This is a genomic window from Sulfitobacter sp. TCYB15 (genome assembly GCF_040435955.1).
Classification (GTDB): domain Bacteria; phylum Pseudomonadota; class Alphaproteobacteria; order Rhodobacterales; family Rhodobacteraceae; genus Sulfitobacter; species Sulfitobacter pontiacus.
The window spans coordinates 1,704,861-1,716,188 of sequence record NZ_CP159193.1 but is presented as its reverse complement, the minus strand read 5'-3'; the positions used below and the strand labels follow the sequence as shown (position 1 = coordinate 1,716,188).

Annotated in this window: 13 protein-coding genes, 1 tRNA gene and 1 riboswitch; of the genes, 11 read left to right on the top strand and 3 right to left on the bottom strand. The window is 63.8% G+C overall.

Going from position 1 to position 11,328, the window contains the following annotated elements; translation table 11 throughout:
* Positions 1–27: 27 nt before the first annotated feature.
* A complete protein-coding gene (locus tag ABM428_RS08285) occupies positions 28–1,218 on the bottom strand; it encodes a TAXI family TRAP transporter solute-binding subunit (RefSeq protein ID WP_037944075.1) in 1,191 nt (396 codons plus the stop codon).
* Positions 1,219–1,778: 560 nt separating this feature from the next.
* Positions 1,779–1,878: riboswitch (TPP riboswitch) on the top strand.
* A 67-nt stretch (positions 1,879–1,945) separates the two neighbouring features.
* Here ABM428_RS08285 and thiD point away from each other — a divergent pair.
* The 10 genes from thiD to ABM428_RS08235 are packed head-to-tail and all read left to right on the top strand — an operon-like array spanning position 1,946 to position 9,391.
* On the top strand, positions 1,946–2,752 hold the full coding sequence (gene thiD, locus ABM428_RS08280) for a bifunctional hydroxymethylpyrimidine kinase/phosphomethylpyrimidine kinase (RefSeq protein ID WP_353627821.1): 807 nt from the start codon (positions 1,946–1,948) through the stop codon (positions 2,750–2,752).
* Positions 2,749–3,744: an FAD-dependent oxidoreductase gene (locus ABM428_RS08275; RefSeq protein WP_353627820.1), complete on the top strand. Its 996-nt coding sequence runs from the start codon at positions 2,749–2,751 to the stop codon at positions 3,742–3,744. The genes thiD and ABM428_RS08275 overlap by 4 nt, the downstream gene beginning before the upstream one ends.
* Complete coding sequence (thiS, locus tag ABM428_RS08270; protein ID WP_005853074.1) at positions 3,728–3,925, top strand: sulfur carrier protein ThiS; 198 nt, start codon at positions 3,728–3,730, stop codon at positions 3,923–3,925. Before ABM428_RS08275 ends, thiS begins: the two co-directional genes overlap by 17 nt.
* A 1-nt stretch (position 3,926) precedes the next feature.
* Positions 3,927–4,700 (top strand): thiazole synthase, encoded by a 774-nt coding sequence (locus ABM428_RS08265; protein WP_132996718.1) that lies wholly within the window; start codon positions 3,927–3,929, stop codon positions 4,698–4,700.
* The gene (locus ABM428_RS08260) at positions 4,697–5,293 is read left to right on the top strand and encodes a thiamine phosphate synthase (RefSeq protein WP_132996719.1); all 597 of its coding nucleotides are present in this window, start codon (positions 4,697–4,699) and stop codon (positions 5,291–5,293) included. The genes ABM428_RS08265 and ABM428_RS08260 overlap by 4 nt, the downstream gene beginning before the upstream one ends.
* Positions 5,272–6,294 (top strand): ThiF family adenylyltransferase, encoded by a 1,023-nt coding sequence (locus ABM428_RS08255; RefSeq protein ID WP_132996720.1) that lies wholly within the window; start codon positions 5,272–5,274, stop codon positions 6,292–6,294. Before ABM428_RS08260 ends, ABM428_RS08255 begins: the two co-directional genes overlap by 22 nt.
* Positions 6,281–7,219 carry an ABC transporter substrate-binding protein gene (locus ABM428_RS08250; protein WP_005853063.1) on the top strand — a complete coding sequence of 313 codons (939 nt, stop codon included), beginning with the start codon at positions 6,281–6,283 and terminating at the stop codon, positions 7,217–7,219. The genes ABM428_RS08255 and ABM428_RS08250 overlap by 14 nt, the downstream gene beginning before the upstream one ends.
* Positions 7,216–7,899: a thiaminase II gene (tenA, locus tag ABM428_RS08245; RefSeq protein ID WP_064215803.1), complete on the top strand. Its 684-nt coding sequence runs from the start codon at positions 7,216–7,218 to the stop codon at positions 7,897–7,899. The genes ABM428_RS08250 and tenA overlap by 4 nt, the downstream gene beginning before the upstream one ends.
* Positions 7,896–8,621, top strand: a complete 726-nt coding sequence (locus ABM428_RS08240; protein ID WP_353627819.1) for an ABC transporter ATP-binding protein — start codon at positions 7,896–7,898, stop codon at positions 8,619–8,621. Before tenA ends, ABM428_RS08240 begins: the two co-directional genes overlap by 4 nt.
* Positions 8,618–9,391 (top strand): ABC transporter permease, encoded by a 774-nt coding sequence (locus ABM428_RS08235; RefSeq protein WP_353627818.1) that lies wholly within the window; start codon positions 8,618–8,620, stop codon positions 9,389–9,391. Before ABM428_RS08240 ends, ABM428_RS08235 begins: the two co-directional genes overlap by 4 nt.
* Positions 9,392–9,403: 12 nt before the next feature.
* Here ABM428_RS08235 and ABM428_RS08230 read toward each other — a convergent pair whose 3' ends face one another.
* Complete coding sequence (locus ABM428_RS08230; RefSeq protein ID WP_317938030.1) at positions 9,404–10,213, bottom strand: crotonase/enoyl-CoA hydratase family protein; 810 nt, start codon at positions 10,211–10,213, stop codon at positions 9,404–9,406.
* Between the two features lie 370 nt (positions 10,214–10,583).
* Between ABM428_RS08230 and ABM428_RS08225 the strand changes: the two genes are divergently transcribed.
* Positions 10,584–10,659: transfer RNA gene (locus ABM428_RS08225), tRNA-Val, on the top strand.
* Positions 10,660–10,853: 194 nt separating this feature from the next.
* Here ABM428_RS08225 and ABM428_RS08220 read toward each other — a convergent pair.
* A complete protein-coding gene (locus ABM428_RS08220; protein WP_132996724.1) occupies positions 10,854–11,219 on the bottom strand; it encodes an HU family DNA-binding protein in 366 nt (121 codons plus the stop codon).
* Positions 11,220–11,328 lie beyond the last annotated feature (109 nt).

The window sequence follows — 11,328 nt, the reverse complement described above, 5'->3', positions numbered from 1 at the left end:
TGCCGTCGATGACGGTCCGGCGCGGCGTTACAGACGCGAGCGGAACGGCTCCAGCCCGTCGGTGTGCTTGGCCAGAATGTCGAGATACTCCTGGTTCTCGAAATTCATCTCGACGCCCTGCTCCATCGCCTCTTTCATGCCGGCGTTGCGGGCCGCGATCCACGCGTCCATCTTCTCGATGGCCTCGTTGTTCCAGGCATCGTCTTCTTCGGTCCACGCCCCGATTTCACGCAGGTATTTCACCGTGCCTTCGTGCACAGGGATCGGGTTGGCATCCAGGAAGTTGCGGAAATGCTCCAGCGACATGCGGGTCGCCAGCGCGTGCGATCCTTTGTAGTTGTCGTGGGATTCATTCATCCACTTCGCCATGTTATAGACGAAGTCCTCTTCTGCCGTGACCGGCACGGCATAAACGAAGTTCGACGTCATGGACTCGACACCCTTGGCGGTGCTCACCCCCATAGAGATGGTCGAGGGGATGGTCATGGGGCGGTAGCTCAGGTAGCCGTCCCAGCCTTCTTTGTTGGCGGGGTCCATTGGCAGCCAGCGGATGCTGCCCGGTGCGCCCTCCATTTCGGACAGGACCGAGGAGATCGGCGAGCAATAGGCCACATCGGACTTCCCCTCGACAACCGAACGACAGTTTTCACCGTAGCTGGAGGCCGGGACGAATTCGATCTTTTCCTGCGCTTCTTCGGGCGTCATGCCGATAAAGGCAGGCAGGGCCTGTGTGATCGCAGAGACAATCGCGGGCGAGAACACGCCAGAGGTGACACGCACGCCGCCTTTGCCAATGTCTTCAAGGCTTTGCAGCTCGGAATCGCCAGCCACAACAAAGCCCCAAGGCGTGTCGTTGTGGTGCCACAGGATCCGCTGCGGCATGGGTTTCGCCGAGGCGTAGCCGCCGACCCCTTCCGCTTGCAACGCCATTTCCGACGCGGAAACCGACGCGATCGCGATATCTTCGCGGTCGGTCAGACGTTTGTAGCGCATGGGCTCGCTGTCTTCGGGAACGATCCGCACGGTGGTGCCTGTTTCCTTTTGCAACGCAGGCCCCCAACCGTTGGTCGAGGCAAAGCTGCCTGTCGACGTGCCCGGCGTGGCAATCACGAGCATGCGCGGCCACTCATACTCCTGCGCCATCGCGACGCCCGAAAGCGCCATGGATACCGCAAAGGACCCGACAGCGGCCTTGGCAAAACGTGTCATATTCTTCATGTGGTCTCTCTCCCTGTTGTACATCTTTGGATTGTTCGGGATCGCAGGATCGCAGGCACCGCAAAAGCTGCGGATGCCCATGCGCAGGACGCAGATGTGATCTTTGCAGATGTCACGCAGCACCTCCCAATGCTTGTCGCGACGCGTCCGAAATGACCCGTAAAACGGGCCAGAAAACGCATCCTCCCGAGTGTCGGCCCCCTCCTCCCGAGGGTATCCGACTCAATCTGTCAATCAGCCTAGGGGCAAGATATTTCGATGCCAATACCGCAGAACAGAACTTGATACCGCAGCCGTTCGGGGTCTTTGCACGATCACCCCTAGTTTGCTGATGCCAAAGGGTTAACGCCGCAGAATATGGGAAATGTGACGTTACGTTGCTTTGGGTTACGAGGCGTTGTTTCGGCTGACAAGCGTCAGGAGGGCTGTCCAAACCGCGCCCGTTTTGCCCAAAATTGCGCCACCTTTGGTTGAATATTTTGCGGCTTGCACCGTTTGCCGAACTTGGCTACGCCTAAGGTAACGACGCTGCACGCCCCCACAGGGGCCGCAGTTCCAACATCTATCCGTCGGGGTGCCCTAGGGGCTGAGAGGTGCGTGCACCGACCCGTCGAACCTGATCCGGGCAATACCGGCGTAGGGAACGGGTATCTTTGTGCAACGGCCTTGGGTCCACGCCACAAAGCTCATTCTTGCGTCTGCTTGCCCACCACCGAAAGGCGAGCATGTGACCAAGACGACCCCCATTTCCCTGACCATCGCCGGATCCGACAGCGGCGGCGGTGCCGGTATTCAGGCCGATATCAAGGCGATGTCGGCCAATGGTGTCTATGCCGCCAGCGTGATCACCGCCGTGACCGCGCAGAACACGCGCAGCGTCAGCGCCGTGCACGAGATCCCCGCGCCCATCGTCGCGGCCCAGATCGATGCGGTGCTGTCCGATCTTTCGGTGCAATCGATCAAACTGGGCATGTTGTTTTCTCCGCAGATTATTCAGGCGGTGGCATCCGCGCTCTCCGCGTTTCGGGGGGCCGTCGTGGTCGATCCGGTGATGATCGCAAAATCCGGCGATGCGCTGTTGCAAGAAGACGCCGTCGCAGCGTTGGTCGCGGATATCCTGCCGCGCGCCGATCTGCTGACCCCCAACCTGCCCGAAGCCGCCCGCCTGTTGAACCAGCCCGAGGCCGACAGCGCCGACCAGATGGTCACGCAGGCCCGCGCGCTGCTAAAGATGGGGCCGAAGGCGGTGCTGATGAAGGGCGGCCATAGCGCGGGCAATATCTGTAGCGACGCGCTGGTCACCGCAGAGCGTGTCATATGGCTCAGCGCGCCGCGCATCGACACGCGCAATACCCACGGGACGGGATGCACCTACGCCGCGGCCATCGCTGCGGGGCTGGCCCACGGCAAACCCCTTGGCGCGGCGGTACAGGCTGCCCATGACTATCTGCACCGCGCCATCATCGCCGCGGATCAACTTGAGATCGGCACGGGCCACGGGCCGGTGCATCACTTCCACGCGGTCTGGTCATGACGCAGGTCACCATCATCGGCGCGGGCGTCGCGGGGCTGTGTACCGCGCGTGTCTTGCAGGATCGCGGGATGCGCGTGCATCTGATCGACCGCGCCCGCCAGCCCGGCCCGCAAGGGTGTTCTTGGTGGGCTGGCGGCATGCTCGCCCCGTTTTGCGAAGGTGAAAGCGCCGAGGAACCGGTGATCCGGCTGGGGAAAAGGGCGGCGGATTGGTGGGGCCAACACACCACATCGCTGCACCGACGCGGGTCGCTTGTAATCTCTCCGGCGCGGGACAGCAGCGATCTGACCCGCTTTGCGCGCCGCACGACAAGCTACCAAACCCTGACCGGCGCAGAGATCGCGGCGCTTGAACCCGACTTGGGCGACCGCTTTGCCAAAGCGCTCTATTTCCAGACCGAGGCCCACCTGTCGCCCCGCATTGCGCTGGCAGAGCTGTGGCGCGGGCTGGTGGCCGATGGGGCCAGTTTCGAACAGGGTGAGGCCGATCCCGAAACGCTGGCGCAAGACGGCACCGTCATTGATTGCCGCGGCTATCACGCGCGCGCCGATCTGCCTGATTTGCGCGGCGTGAAGGGGGAAATGGCGCTGCTGTCCTGCCCCGACATCGAGATCACCCGCCCCATCCGCGTGCTGCACCCACGTGTGCCGATCTACCTCGTGCCGCGCGGTGACGGGATTTACATGCTCGGGGCCACAATGGTCGAAGGCCGCGCCGGTGCCCATGCCAGCGTGCGGTCCGTGCTTGAACTGCTGAGCGCGGCCTACGCACTGTCCCCCGCCTTTGGCGAGGCCGAGATCCTAGAGATCGGCGTCGACAGCCGCCCCGCCTTCCCCGACAACCTGCCGCGCATCGAACGGCAGGGCAATCTGATCCGCGCCAACGGTCTGTATCGCCACGGTTTCCTGCTCGCCCCCGCGCTGGCGACCATGGTGGCGGACCTGATCCTTGAAGCCAAAACACCGGAGATTTTCCATGAAACTACAGCTTAACGGTGCCCCGCTTGATAGCGACGCGCCCACGCTTGCCGCCCTGCTAGAGGCCGAAGGATTTGGCGGCGCGAAAGTCGCTACCGCCGTCAATGGCAGCTTTATCCCCGCCAGCCTGCGGGCCAGCCACCCCCTGTCCTCCGGCGACAGCATCGAAGTGCTCGCCCCCATGCAGGGAGGCTAAGATGCGCCCCTTTTACGGAGAAACCCTTGCCAATGGTCTGATGCTTGGCACCGCGCAATACCCCTCGCCCAAGGTACTATCAGACGCCTTTGCGCGCAGCGGGGCGGCGGTGGCGACGGTATCGCTGCGGCGGGAAAGCGGACGGGATCGCGCCGGTCAGGACTTCTGGGAACTGATCCGCGCGCTTGACGTCCATGTGCTGCCCAACACCGCCGGATGTCACAGCGTCAAAGAGGCCGTCACCACCGCCCATATGGCCCGCGAGGTGTTCGACACGCGCTGGATCAAGCTCGAGGTCATCGGCGAGGAGGACACGTTGCAGCCCGATGTCTTCGGTCTGGTCGAGGCCGCCCGCATCCTGAGCGAGGACGGGTTTCAGGTCTTTCCCTACACCACCGAAGACCTTGTGGTCGCGGATAGATTGCTGCGGGCGGGCTGCGAGGTGCTGATGCCCTGGGGCGCGCCCATCGGGTCGGGGATGGGGCTGAACAACCTTTTCGGGCTGCGCGCCATGCGGGCGCATTTTCCCGACGTGCCGCTGGTGATCGACGCGGGCATCGGCCTGCCCTCGCACGCCGCACAGGCGATGGAGCTGGGGTTTGACGCGGTTCTGCTGAACACCGCTGTTGCCAAAGCCGGTGACCCCGCCGCCATGGCCGAAGCCTTTGCCACCGCGGTCCGCGCCGGACAGCTTGCCGCCGATGCGGACCCGATGCCGCCCCGCGATATGGCCGCGCCCTCTACCCCCTTGATCGGAAAGGCGTTTCTGGAATGACCCTGGACCGTTTCTACCCGATCTTCGACAGCGCCGCCTGGTTGGAGCGGCTGGTGCCCCTTGGCATCAAACTGGTGCAACTGCGGATCAAGGATACGCCCGACCCTGCCTTGCGGCGCGACATCCGGCAGGCCAAGGCGATCTGCGCCAAGCACGGCTGTACCCTCGTGATCAACGACCACTGGCGTATCGCGCTCGACGAAGGGTGTGATTTTATCCATCTGGGGCAAGAGGATCTGGACAGCGCCGACCTGACCGCCATCCGCGATGCGGGCGTACGTCTGGGCATTAGCACCCACGACAAGGCCGAACTGACCCGCGCCCTGGACCTGCGCCCCGATTATATCGCCCTCGGCCCGATCTATCCGACGATCCTGAAGCAGATGAAGTGGCACGCGCAGGGGCTGGACCGTCTGCGCGACTGGCGTGAGCGGGTGGGGCAGACCCCGCTTGTGGCCATCGGTGGCATGTCGGTCGACCGCGCGGCGGGAGCCTTTGACGCCGGTGCCGATTGCGTCGCGGCGGTGACCGACATCACCCTGAACCCCTCGCCCGAGGATCGCATCACCGCATGGCTGGGGGCAACCCGATGACCCGCTATGCCCGCCAGATGATCCTGCCGCAGGTCGGCCCATCGGGCCAAGAGGCGCTGGCGGCGGCGCGTGTGGTGGTGGTCGGCGCGGGCGGGCTGGCGGCACCGGTACTGCCCCTGCTGGCGGGGGCCGGTGTGGGGCATATCACGCTGGTGGACGGTGATGACGTGGCCCTGTCGAACCTGCACCGCCAGACGCTCTTTACCGAAGCCGATATCGGCACGCCCAAGGTCACCGCTGCCGCCCGCGCCCTAACCGCGCGCAACAGCGCGTGCACCGTGGTGGCCCACCCCGTGACCCTTGGGCCGGATACCGTGGCAAAGCTGTGCCATGATGCGACGCTCGTGCTGGATTGCGCCGACAGCTTCGCAGCGAGCTATGTGCTGTCGGATCATTGCCTGAACGCGGGTCTGCCCTTGATCAGCGCCTCGGCCCTTGGGTTTGGCGGCTATGTCGGCGGGTTCTGCGGCGGCGCGCCGTCGCTGCGGGCGGTATTCCCCGATCTGCCGGACCGCGCGGCCAGCTGTGACACAGCGGGGGTGATGGGCCCGGTCGTCGCCACGATCGGTGCCGCACAAGCACAGATGGCGCTGGCCTGCCTCCTTGGACTGTCGCCGTCCCCTTTGGGGCAATTGATCAGCTTTGATCTTGCCTCCTATCGCTTTGGCGGCTTCCGCTTTGATACCGCGCCGGAGCCTGACCACGGTTTCGGCTTTGTCGCGCCCTCGCAGATCCGCGCAAGCGATTGGGTCGTCGATCTGCGCGGCCCGGATGAGGCCCCCACATCCGCGACACCCACAGCGCAGCGCATCACCCTGCCCGATTTCCTCCGCAACGCTCCCCGCCCCACACATCAGCCCCGCGCGGTGATCGCCTGCCGTTCGGGCCTGCGCGCGTGGCAGGCGGCGACCCATCTGGCCAGCTACTGGCATGGCCCCATTACCCTGCTCGCTGTGGGCGAGCCTTCCCCATTGAAAGGACAAACCGATGAAACTTCGTAACATTCTGGCCGCACTGGCGCTGACCTCTGGCCCGGCGCTGGCGCAGGACGAGATGGTCTTGCTGCTGGACTGGTTCGTGAACCCCGACCACGGGCCGATCATCGTGGCGCAGGAAAAAGGGTATTTCGCCGAACAGGACCTGAGCGTAGAGGTTATCGCCCCCGCTGATCCCTCCGACCCGCCGAAACTGGTCGCCGCAGGCAAGGCGGATCTTGCGATTTCCTATCAGCCGCAGTTGCACCTGCAAATCCACGAAGGTCTGCCCCTGCAACGGGTCGGCACGCTGGTGGCCACGCCGCTGAACTGCCTGCTGGCGCTGACCGATGGTCCCATCGCCTCTCCTGCGGATCTGGCGGGCAAAAAGGTCGGATTCTCGGTCGGCGGTGTCGAAGAGGCCGTGCTTGGCGCGATCCTGACGCATCACGGGCTGTCACTGGATGATGTGGAGCTGGTAAACGTCAACTGGTCGCTGTCACCGTCGTTGATGTCCGGTCAGGTGGATGCGGTCATCGGGGCCTTCCGCAATTTCGAGCTGAACCAGATGGATATCGAAGGCGTCGATGGCACCTGTTTCTACGTCGAGGAAGAGGGCCTGCCGCCCTATGACGAGCTGATCTACGTCGCGAACCGCGACACGATGGACAAGGACATGATCGCGCGGTTTCTGGCCGCGACCGAGAAAGCGACGCAATATATCGTCAACCACCCCGAAGAAAGCTGGGAGGTTTTCGCCGCCACCTCTGCCGATCTGCAGGACGAGCTGAATGCCCGCGCGTGGAAAGACACGCTGCCCCGTTTCGCCCTGCGCCCCACGGCGATGGATGCCGGACGCTACGCCACATTCGAGACGTTCTTGCATGACGCGGGCCTGATCCCCGACATCTCGCCCGTGTCGACCATCGCCATTGATGTGACCGCCCGATGACCGCGCCGGACTATGGCCGCAGCTTCGCGATTTGGCGCGCTGCTGCGGCGGCGGATTGGCAAGACTATACCCACCATGCTTTTGTCGAAGGGTTGCGCGACGGCAGCTTGCCGCGCCGTTGTTTTGTGAACTATCTGATCCAAGACTATGTTTTCCTTGTTCATTTCTCTCGCGCTTGGTCGATGGCGGTGGTCAAATCGGAAACGATGGAAGAGATGAAGACCTGCGCCGCCACGGTGGATGCGCTGGTCAATCACGAGATGGCGCTGCATATCCGCACCTGCGCTGCGGCGGGTATCGACGAAGCGGCGCTTTTCACCGCGACGGAAGCCCCCGCCAACCTCGCCTATACGCGCTATGTGCTGGATGCCGGAATGCAGGGGGATTTCCTTGATCTGATGGCGGCGCTGCTGCCATGCGTCATGGGCTATGGGGAGATCGGTCAGCGCCTGGCCCAGACCCGCAGCGCCGACACGCCCTATGCCGAGTGGATCGAGACCTACGCCGACCCCGACTATCAGGCGCTGTGCCAGACGGTGGGCGCGATGGTCGACGCGGCGGTTGCGCGGCGGATCGGTGACCTTGAAACCGCCCCCCGTCGCGCGGCACTGCAGAACCGCTTTTCCACGGCCACACGGCTAGAGGTCGGCTTTTGGCAGATGGGGCTGGACCTGCCATGACCCCGCCGCCCGCGCTGCGTCTGACGGGACAACACCGGATTGACGCGCGCCCCCTGTTTGACGTGGATATGACTCTGGCCGCGGGGGCGTGGACCTGCTTGCTCGGCCCGTCGGGGGTGGGCAAATCCACGGTGCTGCGCCTACTGCTGGGGCTTGAGACGGGCGGCGCGTTTGACGGCACGATCACCGCCTCTGACGGGCAACCGCTGGCGGGGCGGATCAGCTATATGGCGCAATCCGACCTGCTGTTACCCTGGCTTACGGTGATCGAAAACATCATGATCGGCGACCGGCTGCGCGGAACCACGCCTGACAGGGAACGTGCCTCCGCCATGCTTGCACGGGTCGGCCTGCAGGATCATGCCCATAAGAAACCCGCCGCGTTGTCGGGCGGGATGCGGCAGCGGGCAGCGCTGGCGCGGACCTTGCTGGAGGATCGCGCGGTGGTCTTTCTGGACGAGCCGTTCTCGGCGCTGGACGCGGGCACCCGCGCCGCGATGCAAGAGCTCGCGGCAGAGCTGTTGCACGGGCGGACCGTGCTGCTGGTCACCCATGATCCGGCAGAGGCGGCACGGCTGGCCGACCACATCCTGATCCTCTCTGCCACCGGCGTGCAAAGCTGGCCCGTCCCCGCGCTTCCCGCGCCGCGCCCCGTAACCGCGCCCGAGGTTTGGGCCTGCCAAAGCGCGCTGCTGTCCCATCTGCGGGGGGTGCCTGCATGAGGCGATACGACATACTGCTTGCGATCCTGCTGGGGCTTGGTCTTTGGCAGGCCGCAGTGCTGCTGACCAACGCGCCGCACTATATCCTGCCCTCGCCGTGGCGCGTGGCGCAGGCGGCCTATCGCGCCCGTGAGACGCTGATTGAGAACGCATGGGTCACCACCGTCGAGGTGCTGCTGGGGCTGCTGATCGGCACCGCCCTGGGGGCTGTTACCGCGATCCATCTGGCGCTGTCCAAAACGGCAGAGCGTTTGCTGCTGCCGCTGCTGGTCTTTACCCAAGCCGTGCCGGTTTTCGCGCTCGCACCGCTGCTGACCCTGTGGTTCGGCTATGGCATGGGGTCCAAGATCGTGATGGCGGTGTTGATCATCTATTTCCCAGTGACATCTGCCTTTCACGACGGGCTGACCCGCGTGCCTGATGGCTACCGCGATCTGGCGCAATCGATGGGGACGCGGCCGTTGCGGTTCATGCGCTACGTACAAATCCCTCACGCGCTGCCAAGCCTTGCAACGGGGCTGCGGCTGGCGGCGGTCTATGCGCCGATCGGGGCGGTGATTGGCGAATGGGTCGGCGCGGCAAAGGGGCTGGGCTATCTGATGCTGCTGGCCAATGGCCGCGCCAAGATCGACCTGATGTTCGCCGCGTTGATCATGCTCGCCTGTTTGACAGTGCTGTTGCATCTCTCCGTCGGGCTGCTGGCGCAACGCCTGACCCGCTATGCCGAAGGGCGCAGCGAAAGCGGGATCACGCGCAGCACCCGAGCGTGATCCTTTCGGTTCTTATTCCGCGTTCGGCCGCACCCGCGCGCCGCTTTTGTCGGCAAAGGCCGCAAGGCGCGCGCGCGCGTCAGGCTGCGTATTGACCACACCGGCGACCACAGCTTCGGCATAGGCGGCATCCATCGCCGACATGTTCTGCATATGGCTCACCGCGCTACAGATCGCGAAGTTCGACAGCGGCAGGTTCTGCGCCGCCTTGCGCGCCAGGTCCATCGCCTTGTCCATGCTGGACCCTTCGACGATATACTGCGCAAGGCCCAGATCGACGGCCTCTTGCCCCTGATAGACGCGCCCGGTGAGCATCATGTCGATCATCCGCGCCTTGCCGACCAGATCAGTCACACGGATCGTAGCCCCCCCGCCGGTGAACAGCCCGCGCTGGCCTTCGGGAAGCGCGAAATACGCGCTTTGGTCCATCACCCGCACGTGGGCAGAGCTGGCAAGCTCTAGCCCGCCGCCGACAACGGCCCCTTGCAATGCTGCGATCACGGGCACGCCGCCGTATTCCATCTTGTTGAACGCCTCGTGCCAGCGCAAACAGACGTGCATGAAATCGGCGGGGCTGCGGTCTTCGTCATGGTGTTCGATCAGATCAAGCCCGGCGCAAAAGTGATCCCCCGCGCCCGCCAGTACCACTGCACGTACACCCGCGCGCGGTGCGGCGGAAAAGAAGGTGACCAGCTCTTCGATCGTGTCGATGTCCAAGGCATTCCGTTTGGTGGGACGGTTCAGGGTCACCACCCAGACGCCATCGTCATGCGCCTTGATGTCCAGGTTACGGTAGCTGGTCGGATCAATCTGAACGGCCATGTGAATTCCTCCTCCTATGGGGCCGGCAATTGTGGTCGGCCCCGGTGCCTTGCTGCTGCAAGGGCTTGCTGAATATATGCAAAAGGCTCTCCCACCTTTTACGTGACTGTGCATTGAGTAGCGCGCCAAACACAGCCCGTCTATCGGTCATCCGCCGATTTCAGCGCGGTGACTTCCCCAAGGGCAACGGAGGCGCGAGGATTCGCCCCGTCGCAATCTGCCGGAGGCAGCAAAACCGTTTGAAAACGCAATGTTACCGTGTGAATCCACGCCAATCCGGGGCGTCGTCAGAAAAAAATCGAAAATAATCACCGGGGCGGCAAAAATGGGGTTGAACCCCGGCTGAACCTTGGGGTAGTAGAGCGCTACCGGGTCGTTAGCTCAGTTGGTAGAGCGCTTCGTTTACACCGAAGATGTCGGGAGTTCGAGCCTCTCACGACCCACCATTTACCACCACAATTCAGTTCTACCAACGCAACCTGCGGCGACGGGGTTTTATGCGTTTGATGTCAAGGGATTGCCCGCGCGGCCCGTGGCATCAGCAAGGCAAAGCCCTTGATACGACAAAGCCCCTCACCAAGGTGAAGGGCTGCTGCGGGCGACGTAGCTTTGCGCCAGAGATCTTGAGCGATTTTCGCCCTCAGTCCTCGGGTTGATCAGCGGTATCGCCGCCGCCCTGCCCCTGTGTCACCTGCCGCACTTTGACGCGGATCATCTTGCCGTTTTTCAGCTCTTTCTCGTTGATCACTTTCAGCTTGCCGAACGGCAGCAAGTTCAGCTCGCGACTGTCCGACAGTGCTTCGCCCAATACGGCGAGCATGGCATCAACGACGGGTTTCGCATCGCGCTTTTTCACGCCCGACCTTTCGACCACTGTGTCGATCAGCTCTTTCTTGCGCATCACGGGGCCGAGGATCACAGGGCGCGGTGCTTCGACCACAGCGGGTGCTGCGGCGGAGTCGGGTGCGGCTGGTTTAGGCGTGGTGGTTTTCTTGGGCGTGGCCATTTGACGTCTCGTCCGTTGGGGAGGTTTCACCAAACCCTAGCGGGGCCACCGGGGGAAATCCAGCCGTGCTTGGGGATGACGCAACCCTGCGCGAAAATCGGGGACGTGC

Excerpts from the sequence above, each read along its gene's own strand:
- ABM428_RS08240 (WP_353627819.1), top strand. The coding sequence starts at position 7,896 with ATGACCCCGCCGCCCGCGCTGCGTCTGACGGGACAACACCGGATTGAC.
- ABM428_RS08220 (WP_132996724.1), bottom strand. The coding sequence starts at position 11,219 with ATGGCCACGCCCAAGAAAACCACCACGCCTAAACCAGCCGCACCCGAC.
- ABM428_RS08255 (WP_132996720.1), top strand. The coding sequence starts at position 5,272 with ATGGCTGGGGGCAACCCGATGACCCGCTATGCCCGCCAGATGATCCTG.
- ABM428_RS08275 (WP_353627820.1), top strand. The coding sequence starts at position 2,749 with ATGACGCAGGTCACCATCATCGGCGCGGGCGTCGCGGGGCTGTGTACC.
- ABM428_RS08265 (WP_132996718.1), top strand. The coding sequence starts at position 3,927 with ATGCGCCCCTTTTACGGAGAAACCCTTGCCAATGGTCTGATGCTTGGC.
- thiS (WP_005853074.1), top strand. The coding sequence starts at position 3,728 with ATGAAACTACAGCTTAACGGTGCCCCGCTTGATAGCGACGCGCCCACG.
- ABM428_RS08230 (WP_317938030.1), bottom strand. The coding sequence starts at position 10,213 with ATGGCCGTTCAGATTGATCCGACCAGCTACCGTAACCTGGACATCAAG.
- ABM428_RS08235 (WP_353627818.1), top strand. The coding sequence starts at position 8,618 with ATGAGGCGATACGACATACTGCTTGCGATCCTGCTGGGGCTTGGTCTT.
- ABM428_RS08285 (WP_037944075.1), bottom strand. The coding sequence starts at position 1,218 with ATGAAGAATATGACACGTTTTGCCAAGGCCGCTGTCGGGTCCTTTGCG.
- ABM428_RS08260 (WP_132996719.1), top strand. The coding sequence starts at position 4,697 with ATGACCCTGGACCGTTTCTACCCGATCTTCGACAGCGCCGCCTGGTTG.
- tenA (WP_064215803.1), top strand. The coding sequence starts at position 7,216 with ATGACCGCGCCGGACTATGGCCGCAGCTTCGCGATTTGGCGCGCTGCT.
- ABM428_RS08250 (WP_005853063.1), top strand. The coding sequence starts at position 6,281 with ATGAAACTTCGTAACATTCTGGCCGCACTGGCGCTGACCTCTGGCCCG.